The following is a 17,296-nucleotide window of genomic DNA, read 5'->3' as shown; positions in this document are numbered from 1 at the left end:
TCTTCTAGTCAGTCGGGTCGTTGGCCGTCGGCCGTCGCTTCCAGTTGCCGTAGAGGCGGACCCAGTTCCGTTTCTGCTTCTCGATCACCACGGGGTGGCCGTAAAACATGCTTAACCGGCTAATATCCGAAAACTCTATGACATTTAGATGATAGCTCGCGTGGCGCAGCGATGCGCCGTGCCCGATGACCAACTGGACGCGCCGGTCGGCCGAGAACACCGGCAAGGTCCGCAAATGGCCGGCAACGCGTTCGCCGGCTTCCAGTAGCGACTCGGCGCCGTCGAAAGGCAGACGGAAATCGCTCGCCGACTTCCAGCCCGGCGGCAGGGACTCAAAGCGCGGGTCCTGATCAACAATCCGCTCGATTTCGTCGGTACTCAGATTGGCAACAGCACCGACACTGCGCTCACACAGGGCCGGAAAACTTCTGAGTTGCGGCCTGTCGGGGAAAAAACGCGCCAGTTCCCGGGCATAGATGCCCGCCGTCTGCCAGGCTCTGAGCAGGGTCGAGCAGTGAATTTCCGGTTCCGGCTGATACCCCGATTGCTCCAGCCACTGGCCGAAGGCCCGGGCTTCGCAGGCCACCTGCACCATGCCATCGGGTGTCAGAGGATAGGGCTGAAGGGCACTCGGGGTATTGGGCAACTGCTCGTACGCCCCATGCCGGATCAGCGCCAGCGCAGCCATCAGAGCACACCCCTGCCCTGCATCAACTGAATGGCGCGATCAAAGTCCACTTTACCGGTCAGACACAGCACCTCCACTCCCGGCAGGTTCTCGACATAGCGGCTCAGGGGCTGGCGTTTCTCCGGGGGAAAAGTGCCTTCCTCATCCTGATAGAACGGGCCCGGGCTCTTGCGCAGTCCCTCGAGAATCTCCGGGGTTTCATGAATATCCGCTGGTACCAGTTGGGTGGGCACGGAAGCATCACGGCTCCAGTCCAGCAGGATCAGCCGACGGAGGTTGCCGGAAGCGGCGGTCCGCCCCTCGCCATAGACCTCGGGAATCATAACGTCGGATTTCTGCTCAAAGTCCCAGAGTTCATCGGAAGTCATCGCGGCAAAACGGGCCTGGTCATCCGGGGATAACAGACCCGCCAGTCGCTCCGAATGCAGCAGGGTCCCGGGGTTTACCCGGGGGTACTTGGCCAGGCCCAGCAACCGGACCCGGCCCTGTTCGGGCCGGAACAGGATCCGGTCATTGGAGAGAAAGCGTGTTTTATCAACCTCCAGAGCCCGCAACATCAGCGTGGATTTACCACCACCGGAACCCGCAGCGATGGCCGTGGCCTGCCCATTGATTTCAAAGGCCGAGGCGTGTCCCAGAAGGTAGCCTTCACGCTGGTGCTGGTTCAGGAACTGATTGTTGATAAAGTTGACCACCTGAGCACGGTTGGCACACAGATCGCCGATCGCCATCGGCTCCTCAAGCGACTGGAACATGACCATGCCGGTGCGCAACTTATGGATCCAGCGGCCGTCAGAGACATCAAAGTATGCCTCCTTGGCCCCCCGGGAACCGCCCTTGGAACGCTTGACCGGCGCCCAGTCTTTGCCCTCGATGCCCGGCTCGTCGTTAATCAGGAAAATCCGCTGCTCTGCCTGGCCGTTGCGGGCGCTGGTCAGTCCGGAGTAATAATCACGGAGGTACGCCACAATCGCCGGAGAGTCGGACACTACCCGGAAGCGAATGCCCACGAAGACCAGTGTCAGTTCCGAGCAGCAACGCGCCCTGGCACTGGCCAGCGCCGACTCATCCACAATATCGATCATTCATTTTTCCCAAAATCATTCAGTACGTAGTCTACCAGTTGCTCTGCTGCGTCGATGCCGCAACCTTTGCGCGCACCGCTGAAGCCACCAAAAGCTGATACTTCAAAGACCACCGGCCCCTGATCGGTCAGAGCAATGTCGACGGTGGTGAAGGTCAGCTCAAAACAGGCCTGGGCCCTGCGCCCCAGCTCAATGAGCTCGGCACTTGCCTGATAGGGCTCGTAACGGCCACCACTGTGGATGGTTGTATTCCAGGCACCGGCATCACCCACGCGGGCGTAGGTACACAGATACTCTCCGCCGAGAAACACCATGCCCAGGTCCTGCCCGCCCAGATGAACAAACTTCTGCAGATAGAACAGGCCATGCTCCGCGCGAAACCGGCTGAGCTTCTCCCTGTTGGCGCCGGGGCCGTCGCGGGCGTCCAGAACCATCATTCCGCGCGCCTTGGTCGAATAAAGCGGCTTGAGGATCGCCTTGCCAAATTCGTCCAGAATGGCCAGTGCCGCCTCAGCATTTTCTGTCACCCGGGTTGTCGGCAGAGCGACTCCGGCTCTGGCCAGAGCTGAGGTGCCCTCCAGCCGATTGATCAACCTGCCAATCTGTTGCGGTGAACTGAAGCAGCGCACACCATCCGCCTCAAGGGCCGACAGCATCCGGATCCTGTCATCCGCGGCCGGAGAATAGACCTCACTGATTTTTTTGACAATCACCCCGTCCAATTCATTCAGGACAAGGTCGCCAAAGCGCAGGCGGCCAGTCTCAAGTTCCAGTACGACCTCCGCCATATCCACGACACAGCGGAACCCCGTACGCGCTTCCAGATGATCGGCCAACACCTCGGTAGACCACTTGCCCGGTGTCCCTATCACCGCCACACGTCTGTCAGTCACTGAAAATCTCCTCGATGGATAACCGGAATTGATCGGCTTTCTCCGGTGTCAGGGAAGCCACCGTTTCCAGCAGGTAAAACGAACGAAAGGCCAACCGCCTCGCAAAACTTCGGTCATAGATAAAACGGGTCGAGGTGGCGAAGGAGCGAGCCAGCGCAATCGCCAGGCGGGCATCAAACCCGGTATCACCACTGCGCCGGGCAAACCGCCTGGCGAATTCATAAATCTGTACGATCAGCGCCATCATTTGTGTTCGCGGGCCTGTATCCAGCACCGGCAAGCGGTAAATGGAGACCATGAGCACAGACAGGTCCTGGACGTAGTCCGAATAGGATGCCCGGTGCAGATCGATGAAGTAGACCCGCCCAGTGAGCTCATCGTAGAGCAGGTTATCCACATTGAAGTCACCATGGATCAGCACCGAAAAAGGCGCCCGCAGTCGGGATTCGATGGCATCCACCTGATCAACCAGCTCATCAAAGCCGGGCCGGCCCATGCCACAGATACGCTGGGGTTGCGAAAACAGCGACGGGTGCGTCTTTCTCGTTTCCGGCATCCGGCTGCGCAACTGGTTCATATACCCAGGCTCAGCCCGTTCCCGGGTTCGCGAGTTCTTCCAGATTTTGCGCAGTGTGCGGAGCAGTTCATCCATCAGCAACCCGGCGCTTTGCCACTGACTGTTGAGGAGCATCGATTCCAGTGTCTGGCCCGGCAGGTGCTCAATGACCATGGAACCCAGTTCGTCATCGCTCCCCACCTGATGGGAAAGCACCTTCGGCGCGACCTTGGGATAGACCTGTTGCCACTGATCCACCCCGGAAATCTCCTCCCGGACTTTCTGCGCCTGGCCTTCCTTGTAGACTGCCATCACATGACTGCCTGGCGCGTGCTCTGCCTTCAGGGCCGCTATGGTACTGCCACTGCGGGTAAGGGCCAGGCGCTCCACCCCGAATTCCCCGGCCTCCGGAGAAAACGCGTGGGCCGCGTTTTTCAGCTGCTTGTAGTTCTGAAGCCTGACCGCAGGACCGAAATTGGCCGCCAGCAACGCATCGGCCAGGTCATTCAGAAGGTGTATCAGCCGGCCGGTCTGGAAGGTGAACACGGAAGCCGCTTCAGAAAAGGCATGCCCGCCGGCATCGTCCCTGCCAACCGCCAGTTCATCCAGCGTCTTGCGCAAGCGGGAGGCACGGCGGCCCAGCTTCAGTCCCTGGCGGGTATTGGCATCGTCGGGGTGGATAACGACAAGTGCGAGGGATTTACGAACCCGCCGGGTCAGTTTTGCGTAGGCCTTGCGTGGTTTTTCCGGAAGGTCCGCCAAGCCCTGGATGTCAGCCAGCTCAAGGCCCCCCTGCCCGAGTTGATCCAGTATCCGGGCCAAACGCTCGAGGGACTTTGATTGCTGGTAACGCACCCCGTCGACCTTGGCACGGCGCACATCCAGAGCAACCGACAGTTCCACTTTTTCAAGCAGGGTTTTGCGATAACCACGGCGGTCCATCAGCCGCTGGGCAGCGGCCCCGCCCGGATGGGTCAGATAACGTTCCGCCAGGTCGAAGTGATTTTCCACTTCAAATCGCAGAAAATAGAGCTGCTCCAGAGTTGATGCGTTGATGGTCTTTCTAACCTTTTGCGGAACCTTTGGATGACGCACACTATAAGCGACTCGGGGACGCAATGCTAAGAGCGCCCCTGTGAAACCTTTATGACAAGGGTAACCGGATCCATGCCCCAGAACCGCCTCCGCCGCAACGGAATCAACCTTCCCCGAGGCCTGTCCAGAGGCAACGACCTGCGCCTGGCCCGTTACCGCAAAGCGCCTGAACTGGGGCCCCGGATCCTGTTTTTCAGTGGCGGGACTGCGTTGCGCAGTTTTTCACAGGTTCTGGCGGAATATACCCATAACTCCATCCATCTTGTCACCCCCTTCGACTCCGGCGGCAGTTCCGCCGAGCTTCGCAAGGCGTTTGCCATGCCCGCCGTGGGCGATCTGCGAGCCCGCCTGCTGTCGCTGGCCGACAATTCAGTCACCGGCCATCCGGATATCGCCGCGCTTTTCTCCCACCGTCTGGGTGGTAAAGGCAACAGGACCGAACCGGAAAAAAACCTTCAGGAACTGGCGGAAGGTCGGCACCGGCTACTCAAAGCCATTGCCGAGCCCATGCGGTCCCTGATCCAGAGTTACATACGGGAGTTCAGCGAACAGAAGCCCGAGGACTTTCACCTCTCCGGCGCAAGCGTGGGCAATCTTATCCTGACCGGTGGCTATCTCCTGCACAACCGATCACTGGACCCCATCGCGTTTCTGTTCAGTCAGTTGATCAAGACACGGGGCACGGTCCGGACCACCACCGATGCTGATCTTCAACTTCAGGTGTCGCTACAGAACGGCCGGACCATCACCGGCCAGCACCGGTTTACCGGCAAGGAAACCGCAGAAATCGACTCGCCCATCGATACCATCCGGCTGACCGGAGAAGCGGAGGATGTGGACGCCCGGGGCGAATCAAAGGTGTGCAAGGAAACCCGTAAACTGATTGATTCGGCGGAACTGCTGGTTTTTCCGCCGGGCAGTTTCTACAGCAGCGTCATCGCCAATCTTTTACCCAAAGGTGTTACCAAGGCGCTGAACAGGAACCCGGCGCCCCGTGTTTATGTTCCCAGCCTGGGAACCGATCTGGAAACCCTCGGTATGACACTGGCCGATCAGGTGGCGGTGCTTGGTGATCATCTTGGGGAACGCAAAGAGGGGGACGGCAAAGGCCGCCCCGCGGTTGATTTCCTGTTGCTTGATTCGCGACTGCTGGCGATATCGGAGAGCCAGGCACGACAGATCCAGCAGTCGATGGGCGTACAGATCGTGGATGTAGACCTGGCCTGTGAGCCAGCGGACCTCAACCGCTATGACGACAGCAAACTGGCTGAGGCACTGCTGGCACTGACCTAAAGCCGAAATGATCAATATTTGATCGAATTTTCAAATACTTCCTGTCTGATTTCTGGAAAATAAAAAAGTTCAGCAAAAACCGTTGACACCCCCAGGAACGCTCTGTACTATGCGCTCCACGTTGATCGGGACACACACCGGCCAACAAAAAGTTTGATGCGGGGTGGAGCAGTCTGGTAGCTCGTCGGGCTCATAACCCGAAGGTCGTTGGTTCGAATCCAGCCCCCGCTACCACACAGAAAAAGGCAGGTCGGTTTCAACTGACCTGCCTTTTTTATTGCCTTGCCAATAGGCCAGCAAGCGCTCCTTTTACCTGCGACGGAACCGGACTGCCCCTCTACTCGAACAGATCTCCCGGGTAGTACAGGTCTCTGGAATTCCCTTCCCCGGTCTCACGATATTCCCCAACTGTATCGAGCACCTCACGCACTGGCCTGAACGAACGCCGATGCTCGGGCGTCACACCCAGTCGCCTGAGCGCGTCAAGATGCACCGGCGTTGGGTACCCTTTATGGCCAGCCAGCCCTAACCCCGGATACTGCTCATCCAGAACCTGCATTTCGCGATCCCGGGTTACCTTGGCCAGAATCGAGGCAGCACTGATCGCCGGCACCCGGTTGTCCCCCTTAACCACCGGCTCCGACGGCCAGCGCCACTTTGGGCAGCGGTTGCCGTCGACAAGAACGTACTCCGGCGCGACAGCGAGCCCGGCCACCGCGCGCTCCATGGCGAGCATGGTGGCCTGGTAGATATTCAACTGATCAATCTCCCAGGACTCACAACGCCCGAGACTCCAGGCAGCGGCATGCTCGACAATTTCATCGTAAAGCCGAAGGCGCTTTTTTTCCGACAACTTCTTTGAGTCCATCAAGCCCGCTATGGGCCGATCAGGATCCAGGATCACTGCCGCGGTAACCACTGCGCCTACCAGGGGGCCACGCCCAACCTCGTCCACGCCGGCCAACAGCGAGCCCCTGTAGGCACACTCAAATGGGGGTAACGGACTAGCGGCCATCCCGGCCCTCCAACAGGTCAGAGATAGCACTGGCGGCGCGCTCATCCGCATTCTGCCGCAGGGTTTCATGCAAGTCGGCAAAAGCCTTGTGCAGACGGCCGCGTTCCTGCTCGTTTTCCAGGCGCTCAAGCACAGCCGCCCCCAGAGCTTCAGGCGTCGCCTCATCCTGCAGCAACTCGGGCACCAGAGGGGTTCTTGCCAGCAGATTGGGAAGTGCCACCCAGGGGACGTTGACCAGATGCGACACCACACGATAACTGAAACTACTCAACCGGTACCCCACCACCATGGGCTTTTTCAGCAGCATGGCTTCGAGTGTGGCGGTTCCAGACGCTAGCAGCACCACGTCACTGGCGGCCATCACTTCCCGGGACCGTCCTCTGACCAGAGTAACCGGCAACTGCACGTCCAGATCATCCACCAACTGACGTATCTGCTGCTCCCGTTCACGGTTAACGCAGGGGATCACCAGTTGCAAATCCTGGCGCCGCTCCTGCAGCCAGCGGGAGGCCTCCAGGAACAGCGAGCCCAGCCTCGACACTTCGCCGGAGCGACTGCCTGGCAGGACCGCCAGGACCGGCCGGGCGATATCCAGCCCGAGATCGTAACGGGCACCGGCGGTATCGGGCTCCATGGGAATGCGGTCAGCCAGGGGATGGCCGACAAACGCAACGGGAACCTGATGCTCCTCGTAAAAGCGGGCCTCGAACGGAAACAGGGTCAGCATCAGATTCACCGAGCGGGCAATCTTGAAAATACGCTTTTGACGCCACGCCCAGACCGACGGACTGACGTAGTGAACGGAGGGAATGCCGGCTTCCCGGCAACGGCGCTCAATCGCGAGGGTAAAATCGGGGGAATCTATACCAATCACCACATCCGGAAGATTGGCAAAAAAATAATCGAGCAGGCGCGCCCGGATCCGGAAGAGTTCTGGAAGGCGTCCCAGTACCTCGACCAGCCCCATAACCGAGAGTCGCTCCATGGGGACCAGCGAGTGAAAACCTTCCGCGACCATCTCATCACCGCCAATGCCGACAAAGCGGGCCCGAGGGTAACGCTTGCGAAGTGAACGGATAAGTCCGGAGCCAAGAATATCGCCGGACGCCTCGCCGGCAACAATGGCAATGGTCATGGACCGGTTGCTGATAACAGCGGGCTGGGAAGAAGTCACCGGCAGGCTCCTGCCGGATCAGCGGATAATTCCGCGATCCGTCTTCCGCAATGAATCCAGAAGGGGGGCAATTTCCGGGATATCGGCGAAGCGCTGTTCCAGCTCTTCCAGTGCCTGCTCAGAAGTCAGACCCTGGCGATAGATGACCTTGTAGGCCCGGCGCAACGCCAACAGCGTGTCTTTGCCGAAACCACGGCGCTTGAGCCCCTCGACATTCATGCCATGGGGTTCCGCGGACTGGCCGCTGGCCATGACGTACGCTGGAATATCCTTGAGCACAATGCTGCCTCCGGCCGCCATGCTGTGAGGGCCAATGCGACAGAACTGGTGCACCATTGTGCCACCACCAAGAATCGCCCAGTCGCCCACGGTGACATGGCCAGCCAGCGTGGCACAGTTGGCGAGAATGGCATCATCACCCACAACGCAGTCGTGGGCAACGTGCACATAGGCCATCAGCAGGTTGCGATTGCCAATGCGGGTTTCACCGCGGTCCTGGATCGTGCCGCGGTGAACGGTGCAGTTCTCGCGGATCACGTTGTCGTCACCGATGACCAGTGTGGTTGGCTCGCCGGCGTACTTCTTGTCCTGGCATTCTTCCCCGATACTGGAAAACTGGAAGATCCGGTTGTTCCGGCCAATGATAGTCGGGCCTTTGACCACGACGTGAGAGAGGATCTCGGTGCCTTCACCGATTTCAACCCCGGGACCGATATAGGTCCAGGGACCAACTTTGACGTTCTTCGCCAGCTTGGCTGATGGGTCTACAATTGCCTGGGGATGAACACCCGACCAGTCGTCTGTTGCCATCAAACTTCTCTCTCAGCGGTCAGAATTTCTGCCACACACACCACTTCGCCATCCACCAGTGCACGGCAGTTGAACCGCCAGATGCCACGTTTGCCTGAGACAAACTCGGACTCCATGTCCAAACGATCCCCCGGCAGCACCGGGCGCTTGAAGCGGACCTTGCTGGAACCAGCGAGGTATTGTACCACGCCATCCGAGGGCTTACGGCCGACTGTCACGAACCCGAGAACACCGGACAACTGGGCCATGGCCTCGATGAGCAGCACACCCGGCATGATCGGATTGTTGGGAAAATGACCGGTAAAAAACGGCTCATTGAACGAGATGTTCTTGTATCCCTTGATCGACTTCCCTGACTCGACCTCGGTTACCCGGTCCACCAGCAAAAACGGATAACGATGCGGCAGATATTCCAGAATTTCATCAATGTACATCATGTTTTGTCGGCCTCAGCCCTTTGTTTTCTTCTCAAGTTCTCGCACACGCCGCGCCAGGGCATCCAGTTGCCGGAAACGCACCGCATTCTTTCGCCAGCTCCGGTTGTTATCCGCACTGGTGCCGGAGGAATAAACGCCCGGTTCCCGGATATCACCGGTAACCAGTGTCATACCGGTCAGGTGAACGTGATCTGCAATGTCCAGATGGCCGGCAACACCGGACGCCCCACCAAATACACAATGGCGACCAACGCGCGTACTGCCGGCAACGCCAACCAGGGCGGCCATGGCGCTGTGGTCACCGATCTGAACGTTATGGGCCACCTGGATCAGGTTATCGAGTTTGACACCATCGCCAATGATGGTGTTTTCCAGAGCGCCCCGGTCAATCGTGGTATTGGCGCCAACCTCAACGTCATCCCCCAGCACCACTCCACCTAACTGGGCGATGCGATGCCAGACACCCTGCTCATTGGCAAAACCGAAACCGTCGGACCCCACCACGGCGCCACTGAGAATATGGCAGCGACGCCCTACAACCACGTCATGAGCCAGGGTTACCCGGGGGCGCAGGATGGAATGATCACCTATGCTGGTGCGGGCACCAACAATGGAGCCGGCTCCCACGACAACGTGGGCGCCTATGCAGGCACCGGCCTCGACAACCGCATGCGGTCCGATGCTGGCAGTTTCATCCACCGTCGCAGTGTCATCGACCACCGCTGCAGGATGAATACCGGCTGGCGCCACCGGCGCTGGATCAAACCAGTGGCTCAGGCGAGCATAACCCAGATAGGGATTGTCCAGTAACAGGACATTGGTCGGACAATCCGCGGCAGCCTCCGGCGAAAGGATCACCGCGGAAGCGTGGGTGTCGGTCAGGTACTTGGCATAGGCCGGGTTTGCCAGGAAACTGATCTGCCCCGGCCCGGCGGCACCCAGGGTGGCGACGCTGGAAATCAGCGTGTCGGGATCTCCCCGGAGCTTGGCTCCCAACGCATCGGCAATCTCTCCCAGCCGATAGGACTTGTCTGTCATCGCCGTCTCCAGTACCGGGGCCGGGGAGCCCCACATTGATCAGTTGTTCAGTTTTTCCAGCAGTTGGTCGGTCAGGTTCATTTCGGGGTTCACATACACCACCGCATCACTCGGCAGGATTAGATCAAGATCGTGCTCTTCCATCAGTTCCTGGACCGCCGCGTCCATCTCCGGCCGTTCGTTTTCCACGAACGTTTGTTTACGCTGAGCGACGGCCTGATCCAGGCGCTGCTTCATCGTATTAAATTCCTGAACCTTTTGCTGGAACTGACCGGTCAATTCCTGACGTTCGCTCTCGTTCATCATGGCGCCGTCTTTCTGCAGCCGGTCACGAAGCTTGCGGGCTTCCTCCTGCGCCTCACGGACGCGGGCTTCATCGCCACTGAAGTCCTGCTGCAACTGCTCACTGAAAGACTTGGCATCGTTGGAGGAAAACAACGCCTGGCGCAGGTCTACGACCCCAATCCGGGTTTCTGCGCTTACCTGTACGGAAAACGCCATCAGCAGGGCCGTGCCCAGAACGGTGAGAATGCGGGTCATGTCAGTCTCCTTGAATTTTTATCGTGCTTTCCGCAGGCGTCAGAACGTCTGACCCAGCGAGAACTGGAATACCTGGGTATCGTCTTCCGCCTGGTCATTCAGAGGCTTGGCCAGGCTGAATGCCAGCGGGCCAACCGCCGTGATCCACTGGAAACTTACACCGGCTGCCGCGCGGATTTCACCCAGATCCGGATCGTAAGCCGGCTCACTGTCGGTATCAAATACCTGGCCAGCGTCGACAAACAGGGAAGTACGCATGGAGCGGGTATCACCGGCAAAGGGGGTAGGCACAATGAACTCCATACCAGCTTCGGTCAGCAGGTTGCCGCCGAACGGATCCTCATCGCCATCGTAATTGCTGACCACCGTATTCCCCAGGGAATTGGCTTCGTAGCCACGAACCGAACCAAAGCCGCCGGCGTAGTAGTGCTCATAGAATGGCATACGGGACCGATCGCCATAGCCGTCGCCGTAGCCAATTTCACCACGCAGCCGCACGACCCAACGCTGACTATCGGTCAGCGGGAAGTAATAGTTGGTCTTGTAACTGGTTTTGTAGAACGTCAGGTCACTGCCGGGAACCGCCACATCCAGCGACAGGGAATGGCTGTATCCGTCGGTCGGCAGAACCCCGCGGTTGAGGGTGCTACGCCGCCAGCTGCCGGACAGGAAGTAGTTAACGAAGGAATTGCCTTCCTCTTCCATGAACTCCAGCACTTCGGTCGAGGTGTAGCGACCATCTTTTACCTTGGACTGTGTCACGCCCAGACCAAAGTTGATGCGGGTAAAGGCATCCGTCGGGTAACCGAAGGTCAGCTTGGCACCATACTCATCCAGCAGGTAGGAAGAGATGTCCTCTTCGTCGTAATCGGTCTGGCGACCGAAGACGCTGAAGCCACGGCTGACGCCATCCACGGTGTAATAGGGATCGGTGTAGGAGATATTGGCGCTCTTCACCGAATCGCTGACATTGACACCGAAGGAAGCCCGCTTACCGGTCCCGAAGAAATTGTTCTCGGAAACGGAGGCCCCGAGAATGATGCCGGAGCTCTGTGAGAAGCCAACAGAGGCAGACAGACTGCCTGTCGGCTGCTCCTGCACGGAATAGTTTACATCCACCAGATCGTCGGTGCCGGGAACCGGCACGGTATCCACTTCAACCGTCTGGAAAAAGCCGAGGCGGTCAAGCTGATCCTTGGAGAACTCGATGCGGTCAGTGGAGGCGACGCCGCCCTCCATCTGTGTCATTTCCTGGCGCAACACCTCGTCCTTGGTGGAGACATTGCCCTCAAAGTTAATCCGGCGCACATAGGCGCGCTTGCCCGGTTCCACGTAAAAGGTGACGGTCGCAGTGTCTTCGCCATCCGGCTCGGGTACCGCGTCAACGTTGGCAAAAGCATACCCCTCGCGTCCCAGACGGTAGGACAGGGATTCCGAGATGGAGGTCATCTTGGCCCTGGAGAATACGTCGCCTTCCTCCACCGGAATCAGCTTGCGCAGTTCCTCCTCGCCGACAATCAGGTCACCACGCAGCCGGATATCGGATATGGTGTACTGCTTGCCTTCGTTGATGGAAATGGCAATGAAGACCTGCTGTTTATCCGGCGAGATCGAGACCTGGCTGGATTCAACATTGAAATCGAGGTAACCACGGTCAAGGTAGTAGGACCTCAGGGTTTCGAGATCACCACTGAGGCGCTCACGGGCGTACTTGTCCTTGTTGGTCAGCGAGTTCCACCAACTGCTGGTACGCAACTCGAACAGGTCGGTCAGTTCCTCTTCGGAGAAATCCCGGTTGCCGATAATGTTGATGTGCTGGATGGATGCCACCGAACCTTCATTGATGTCCAGGTGGATAGCCACCCGGTTCTGCGGCTGGGGTTCTGCGGTGGCGGTCACCCTTGCGTTGTAACGCCCCTGGGCGATGTAGGAACGCAGGATTTCCAGTTCCAGGCGTTCCAGGGTCGCGCGCTGGAACACTTCGCCTTCCTGCATACCGGCGTCCGACAGTGCATCCAGCAGCATATCGCTTTCGATGTTGTCGTTGCCTTCAATCTCGATGGATGAAATGGAGGGACGTTCTTCCACATTCACGATCAGCACGTTGCCGTCGCGAGCCACCTCAATATCGGTAAAAAGGCCGCTGCGGAACAACTCCTTGATCGCCGATGCGAGACGAGTCTCATCGATCTGCTGGCCGATATTGACCGGAAATGAGGAAAACACCGAACCTGCCGACACCCTCTGAAGGCCCTCGACCTCAATATCCGCAACCGTAAATTCATCCGCCAAGGCTGGCTTCATACCGGTTGCATTAATCGCAAGGCCAATGGCTACAGCTAGAAGGGAACGTCTCATTCGGTTATATCGCCTGGTTAATGTGCGGTAAAGAGCTGGCAATTCTCACAATCGCATCAGGTCGTTGTAAAGAGCAAACATCATTAAAGTCAGAATCAAAGCCATACCAATTCGTAATCCAATGGCCTGCGCCTGCTCGGACACCGGCCTCCCGCGAATGGCTTCGATGGTGTAATAAACAATATGGCCACCGTCCAGAACCGGCACCGGCAGCAGGTTGAGGATACCCAGACTGACGCTCAGATAGGCCAGAAAGCGGATAAAATCCTCGAAACCGGAACTTACACTGGCCTCAGCCACCCTTGCAATGGTGATCGGGCCACTCAGGTTCCTGGGTGACAACAGACCGGTGATCATCTTCTCAATGGCCACCAGAGTCAAACGGGTATCCGCCCAGGTTTCATTCAGAGCGTTAGGAATCGCCGCCAGGGGCCCGAAGCGGACCTCACGCTGGAACTCCTCCGGCCAATCCACGGAGGCGGCTCCGGCGCCCACAAAACCGATCTCCCGGCCGTTTTCAAGCGTGCGGGATTCCGGGCGCACCGCCAGATTCCGGGTTTCGCCATTCCTTTCAATGGTCAATTCAAGCGTCTTCTCGGGAGCGCCCTGGATGTGCTCCACCAGGTCATACCAGTCAGCTACCGGCTCACCATCGACCGCGACAATACGATCACCCGGCTCAAGTCCCGCCGCTTTCGCCCGGCCATTGTCGGTCACCTGGCCCAGAACAGCAGGCACCTCCGGGCGCCAGGGCGAAATACCAAACTCTGCCAGAGGGTCCGGCGTTTCCTCATTCAGGCTCCAGCCCTGCAGAGCCCCGGTTAACGTGCCCCGTGCCCCGCGGTCTTCCGACACCTCAAGCGACACCTGACCCTGCTCACCGGTACGTTCCAGCAGGCGCATGTTCACATCCCGCCACGATGTCACCCGGTGACCATCGACCGCGTGAATCTCCATGCCGCGCTGCAAGCCAACCCTGTCAGCCACACTGTCCGGGCTAACCTGCCCCACGACCGGAGCCAGGGTAGTCACACCAACCACGCTCAACAGCCAGTAGGCAAAAATCGCAAAGATAAAGTTTGCCAGAGGACCGGCCGAGGCGATCGCGATGCGCTGCAGGGGCGGCTTGGAGGTAAAAGCCTGATCCCGCAGCTCTTCGGGCACCGGCCCTTCCCTCTCATCCAGCATCTTGACGTAGCCACCGAGGGGAATCGCTGCAATTGCGTATTCCGTACCCTGCCGGTCATACCAGGAGAACAGAGGCTTGCCGAAGCCCACAGAAAACCGCAGAACCTTGACACCACACCGGCGGGCGACCCAGAAATGTCCATACTCGTGGAGCGTTACCAGGATGCCCAGCGTCAACGCCAGTGCCAACAACGTCTGAATGATCTGCATAGGTTATACGGTTCCTCGCCAGAGACTCGGGGATATGCCGGATTCAGACCGCAAGACGGTGCACCTGTTCCCGGGCCACCGCCCTGGCCTCGGCATCCTTGGCAAAGATAATGTCAAAGCTGTCAGCCGGAGTGACGTCCACCGCCAGCATCGTGCGCTCTATGATAACGGGGATATCGGCAAAGCACAGCCCGCCATCCAGAAAGGCTCCGACCGCGACTTCATTGGCCGCATTCAGAACGGCCGGCGCGGTGCCACCCCGGGCAAAAGCCTCGGCAGCCAGTCGCAGGCAGGGAAAGCGGTCCAGGTCCGGGCGCTCGAAATGGAAACGCCCAATGGCAAACAGATCCAGGGACGGTACGCCCGCATCAATACGCTCCGGCCAGGCCAGGCCATTGGCAATCGGGGTGCGCATATCCGGACTACCCAACTGGGCCAGAACCGAGCCGTCGGCGTATTCCACCATGGAATGGATAATACTCTCCGGATGCACATGAACCTCCACGGTTTCCGGGGAGGTATTGAACAACCAGCAGGCCTCGATCAGTTCCAGCCCCTTGTTCATCAGGGTCGCCGAGTCCACCGAAATCTTCCGGCCCATGGACCAGTTCGGGTGGGCACAGGCCTGGCTCGGCGTTACGTCACGAAGGGCCCTGGCGGAGAGCTCACGGAACGGTCCCCCGGAAGCCGTAAGGAGAATCCGTTTGATTCCCGCAGCCTCGGGATCACGAACCTTGTCGGCCGGCAGGCACTGGAAAATGGCATTGTGCTCGGAGTCAATAGGGAGCAGTTCAGCACCGCATTCCGTCACCGCATCCATCAGTAGCTGCCCGGACATGACCAGAGCTTCCTTGTTGGCCAGCAGCACCCGCTTTCCTGCGCGAACGGCGGCCAGCGTGGGAGCCAGTCCCGCCGCTCCGACAATCGCCGACATAACTGTATCCGAACCAGCACCAGCGGCCACTTCACAGAGCCCTTCCTCACCGGAGAGCACGCGTATTTCGGGGCAGTCCACCAACAGGCCGGAAAGCTCTTCCGCTGCCAGGGGATCGGCCATGACGGCCACCTCCGGAAGGAATTCACGGCACAGGGCCGCCAGTTCCCGGGCCCGGCTCCCAGCCGTCAGTGCCTGTACCTCAAAACGGTCCGGATGCCGCCGGATCACATCCAGTGTGCTCAGGCCAATGGAGCCGGTTGCCCCAAGAACGGTTACGCTGCGCTTGTCCGCCATCACCAGTAACCCGTTTCGAGCCAGCCCAGCAACGTGACAATCAGTGCGAACACCGGGATAGCTGCGGTCAGACTGTCAATGCGATCCATGATACCTCCGTGCCCGGGCAATAAATGGCTGCTGTCTTTAATGCCGCGGAAACGCTTGAGCATGCTTTCCAGGAGATCCCCGAGAACCGACACCAGGCCCGTGGCCAGGCTGGCCACAACCAGCAGGAAGGTCTGGCTCCAGCCTGCCTCTGCAATCGTCCCCGCCGCGATCGCAAGGACCGCAACAGCCGTCAGACCACCCCAGACGCCCGCCCAGGACTTGCCCGGACTGACCCTGGGAGCCAGTTTCGCCCGTCCAAAGGCCTTGCCGGCAAAGTAAGCGCCGATATCCGCAACCCACACCACGAGGAATATGTAGAGAATCGCCAGCAGGCTGTTATCAAAAACACCAAACTGCAGTTCACCGATACGCAGGTGATTCAGACCGACCCAGGCAGGCAAAAGCACCGCCAGCCCCATAACGCCCCGGGGGATCCGGCCGCCCCAGCTATTCGCGCCCTCTGGATAACGGGACACGAGCCGGAAACAGAGCAGCCACCAGGCCAGAGCCAGCCACAGCATCGCCACCTTGGGCACGTTAACCAGCAGAACCATCAGTGCCGCCACCATCAGGGCATAAGCCACGCGACTGGCCTGACCGGTCATACCGGACATATTTGCCCACTCCCAGGCGCCCAGTGTGATCGCCACACCGGTAAACAGGGCAAAACCAAGAGGCGGCAGGAAGAAGATCCCGCCAATGGCAATGGGGGCCAGGATCAGAGCAGTGATGATTCGGGTTTTGAGCACGGTTCGGGTCGCTTTATCGCGTTGTTATTCGGAAAGATGGGCAGTGATCTGGTCGTCGGTCTGGCCAAACCTTCGCTTGCGACCACTGTAGGCCAAAAGCGCCTCCCGCATCTGCTCGGCCTTGAAGTCCGGCCAGTAGACCTGGGAAAAGTAGAACTCGGTGTAGGCGAGATGCCAGAGGAGGAAATTGCTGATGCGCTGCTCGCCGGCCGTACGAATCAGCAGATCCGGCATGGGAAGGTCGCCGATAGACAGATGTTGCTGGATGACATCCTCGGTGATATCCGCCGGACTCAACTCGCCCGACTGGACCTGCCGGGCCACCGCCTGGGTGGCTTGAGTGATGTCCCAGTGACCACCGTAATTGGCAGCAATTACCAGGGTCATACCGGTATTGTGTCGGGTCAGTTCCTCGGCCTTCGCCATATGATCCTGAATGGCCGGACTGAAAGCGGAACGGTCACCAATCATGCGCAGCCGCAGGTTGTTCCGGTGCAGCTTTCGCACCTCCCTTTCAAGGGCTATGAGAAACAGGCGCATGAGGGCCGACACCTCATCCTTGGGGCGGCGCCAGTTTTCACTGGAAAACGCGAACAGCGTGAGGACTTCAACGCCTTCCCGGGCGCAGGTCTCAACCACGGCCTTGACCGAATCCACACCGGCCTTATGGCCCGCCACTCCCTTAAGCTTATGGGCCTTCGCCCACCGGTTGTTGCCATCCATGATAATGGCGACATGCCGGGGACGGGTGCCTGCCGCCACCGGTATCTGCGCGGTTGGTTTTGCCGTCATGAAGTCCTCTGTGCGACGGGGCCGCCCGTCGCCATTACCCGTTGAGTGTAAGGG

At 59.2% G+C, this 17,296-nt stretch carries 16 protein-coding genes and 1 tRNA gene; 2 read left to right on the top strand and 15 right to left on the bottom strand.

The genetic code is table 11. The features are described from left to right. Nucleotides 1–4: 4 nt before the first annotated feature. The 4 genes from HNR38_RS15515 to HNR38_RS17585 are packed head-to-tail and all read right to left on the bottom strand — an operon-like array spanning nucleotide 5 to nucleotide 4,317. Complete coding sequence (locus HNR38_RS15515) at nucleotides 5–688, bottom strand: histidine phosphatase family protein (RefSeq protein WP_183705977.1); 684 nt, start codon at nucleotides 686–688, stop codon at nucleotides 5–7. Further along, nucleotides 688–1,773 (bottom strand): HprK-related kinase B, encoded by a 1,086-nt coding sequence (locus tag HNR38_RS15510; RefSeq protein ID WP_183705975.1) that lies wholly within the window; start codon nucleotides 1,771–1,773, stop codon nucleotides 688–690. The genes HNR38_RS15515 and HNR38_RS15510 overlap by 1 nt, the downstream gene beginning before the upstream one ends. Continuing rightward, complete coding sequence (locus HNR38_RS15505) at nucleotides 1,770–2,666, bottom strand: GAK system ATP-grasp enzyme (RefSeq protein ID WP_183705973.1); 897 nt, start codon at nucleotides 2,664–2,666, stop codon at nucleotides 1,770–1,772. The genes HNR38_RS15510 and HNR38_RS15505 overlap by 4 nt, the downstream gene beginning before the upstream one ends. Beyond that, nucleotides 2,659–4,317, bottom strand: coding sequence for a phosphotransferase (locus HNR38_RS17585; RefSeq protein ID WP_183705971.1), 1,659 nt, complete (start codon nucleotides 4,315–4,317; stop codon nucleotides 2,659–2,661). Before HNR38_RS17585 ends, HNR38_RS15505 begins: the two co-directional genes overlap by 8 nt. A gap of 72 nt (nucleotides 4,318–4,389) precedes the next feature. Here HNR38_RS17585 and HNR38_RS15495 point away from each other — a divergent pair, with 72 nt between their 5' ends. Beyond that, entirely contained in the window at nucleotides 4,390–5,610 is a 1,221-nt protein-coding gene (locus tag HNR38_RS15495) for a GAK system CofD-like protein (protein WP_183705969.1), read from the top strand. 157 nt (nucleotides 5,611–5,767) lie between these two features. Continuing rightward, nucleotides 5,768–5,844, top strand: a tRNA-Met gene (locus HNR38_RS15490). A 103-nt stretch (nucleotides 5,845–5,947) separates the two neighbouring features. Here HNR38_RS15490 and rnhB read toward each other — a convergent pair. From rnhB to uppS, 11 genes are read right to left on the bottom strand one after another with little or no spacing between them, the layout of a single operon-like run. Continuing rightward, a complete protein-coding gene (rnhB, locus tag HNR38_RS15485) occupies nucleotides 5,948–6,625 on the bottom strand; it encodes a ribonuclease HII (protein ID WP_183705967.1) in 678 nt (225 codons plus the stop codon). Further along, entirely contained in the window at nucleotides 6,615–7,760 is a 1,146-nt protein-coding gene (lpxB, locus tag HNR38_RS15480; RefSeq protein WP_183706047.1) for a lipid-A-disaccharide synthase, read from the bottom strand. The genes rnhB and lpxB overlap by 11 nt, the downstream gene beginning before the upstream one ends. A 57-nt stretch (nucleotides 7,761–7,817) precedes the next feature. Beyond that, nucleotides 7,818–8,609: an acyl-ACP--UDP-N-acetylglucosamine O-acyltransferase gene (gene lpxA, locus HNR38_RS15475; protein WP_183705965.1), complete on the bottom strand. Its 792-nt coding sequence runs from the start codon at nucleotides 8,607–8,609 to the stop codon at nucleotides 7,818–7,820. Then, nucleotides 8,609–9,046, bottom strand: a complete 438-nt coding sequence (fabZ, locus tag HNR38_RS15470; RefSeq protein WP_183705963.1) for a 3-hydroxyacyl-ACP dehydratase FabZ — start codon at nucleotides 9,044–9,046, stop codon at nucleotides 8,609–8,611. Before fabZ ends, lpxA begins: the two co-directional genes overlap by 1 nt. A gap of 12 nt (nucleotides 9,047–9,058) precedes the next feature. Then, nucleotides 9,059–10,084: a UDP-3-O-(3-hydroxymyristoyl)glucosamine N-acyltransferase gene (gene lpxD / locus HNR38_RS15465; protein WP_183705961.1), complete on the bottom strand. Its 1,026-nt coding sequence runs from the start codon at nucleotides 10,082–10,084 to the stop codon at nucleotides 9,059–9,061. A gap of 39 nt (nucleotides 10,085–10,123) precedes the next feature. Next, entirely contained in the window at nucleotides 10,124–10,624 is a 501-nt protein-coding gene (locus tag HNR38_RS15460; protein WP_183705959.1) for an OmpH/Skp family outer membrane protein, read from the bottom strand. A 39-nt stretch (nucleotides 10,625–10,663) separates the two neighbouring features. Continuing rightward, nucleotides 10,664–12,982: an outer membrane protein assembly factor BamA gene (gene bamA / locus HNR38_RS15455; protein WP_183705957.1), complete on the bottom strand. Its 2,319-nt coding sequence runs from the start codon at nucleotides 12,980–12,982 to the stop codon at nucleotides 10,664–10,666. A 45-nt stretch (nucleotides 12,983–13,027) separates the two neighbouring features. Next, entirely contained in the window at nucleotides 13,028–14,380 is a 1,353-nt protein-coding gene (gene rseP, locus HNR38_RS15450) for a sigma E protease regulator RseP (RefSeq protein ID WP_183705955.1), read from the bottom strand. A gap of 43 nt (nucleotides 14,381–14,423) precedes the next feature. Further along, nucleotides 14,424–15,611: a 1-deoxy-D-xylulose-5-phosphate reductoisomerase gene (ispC, locus tag HNR38_RS15445; protein WP_183705952.1), complete on the bottom strand. Its 1,188-nt coding sequence runs from the start codon at nucleotides 15,609–15,611 to the stop codon at nucleotides 14,424–14,426. After that, nucleotides 15,611–16,450, bottom strand: coding sequence for a phosphatidate cytidylyltransferase (locus tag HNR38_RS15440; protein WP_183705950.1), 840 nt, complete (start codon nucleotides 16,448–16,450; stop codon nucleotides 15,611–15,613). The genes ispC and HNR38_RS15440 overlap by 1 nt, the downstream gene beginning before the upstream one ends. A gap of 24 nt (nucleotides 16,451–16,474) precedes the next feature. Then, complete coding sequence (uppS, locus tag HNR38_RS15435) at nucleotides 16,475–17,242, bottom strand: undecaprenyl pyrophosphate synthase (protein WP_183705948.1); 768 nt, start codon at nucleotides 17,240–17,242, stop codon at nucleotides 16,475–16,477. Between the last annotated feature and the right edge of the window lie 54 nt (nucleotides 17,243–17,296).

It is taken from the genome of Marinobacter oulmenensis (genome assembly GCF_014201735.1).
Classification (GTDB): Bacteria; Pseudomonadota; Gammaproteobacteria; order Pseudomonadales; family Oleiphilaceae; genus Marinobacter; species Marinobacter oulmenensis.
Note: the sequence above shows the minus strand (reverse complement) of the source record. Positions and strands in the feature narration are given on the sequence as shown.

Bases quoted from the DNA above. Each gene is read 5' to 3' on its own strand.
- HNR38_RS15515 (WP_183705977.1), bottom strand. From the start codon at position 688: ATGGCTGCGCTGGCGCTGATCCGGCATGGGGCGTACGAGCAGTTGCCC.
- HNR38_RS15510 (WP_183705975.1), bottom strand. From the start codon at position 1,773: ATGATCGATATTGTGGATGAGTCGGCGCTGGCCAGTGCCAGGGCGCGT.
- HNR38_RS15495 (WP_183705969.1), top strand. From the start codon at position 4,390: ATGCCCCAGAACCGCCTCCGCCGCAACGGAATCAACCTTCCCCGAGGC.
- rnhB (WP_183705967.1), bottom strand. From the start codon at position 6,625: ATGGCCGCTAGTCCGTTACCCCCATTTGAGTGTGCCTACAGGGGCTCG.
- lpxB (WP_183706047.1), bottom strand. From the start codon at position 7,760: ATGACCATTGCCATTGTTGCCGGCGAGGCGTCCGGCGATATTCTTGGC.
- lpxA (WP_183705965.1), bottom strand. From the start codon at position 8,609: ATGGCAACAGACGACTGGTCGGGTGTTCATCCCCAGGCAATTGTAGAC.
- fabZ (WP_183705963.1), bottom strand. From the start codon at position 9,046: ATGATGTACATTGATGAAATTCTGGAATATCTGCCGCATCGTTATCCG.
- lpxD (WP_183705961.1), bottom strand. From the start codon at position 10,084: ATGACAGACAAGTCCTATCGGCTGGGAGAGATTGCCGATGCGTTGGGA.
- HNR38_RS15460 (WP_183705959.1), bottom strand. From the start codon at position 10,624: ATGACCCGCATTCTCACCGTTCTGGGCACGGCCCTGCTGATGGCGTTT.
- bamA (WP_183705957.1), bottom strand. From the start codon at position 12,982: ATGAGACGTTCCCTTCTAGCTGTAGCCATTGGCCTTGCGATTAATGCA.
- rseP (WP_183705955.1), bottom strand. From the start codon at position 14,380: ATGCAGATCATTCAGACGTTGTTGGCACTGGCGTTGACGCTGGGCATC.
- ispC (WP_183705952.1), bottom strand. From the start codon at position 15,611: ATGGCGGACAAGCGCAGCGTAACCGTTCTTGGGGCAACCGGCTCCATT.
- uppS (WP_183705948.1), bottom strand. From the start codon at position 17,242: ATGACGGCAAAACCAACCGCGCAGATACCGGTGGCGGCAGGCACCCGT.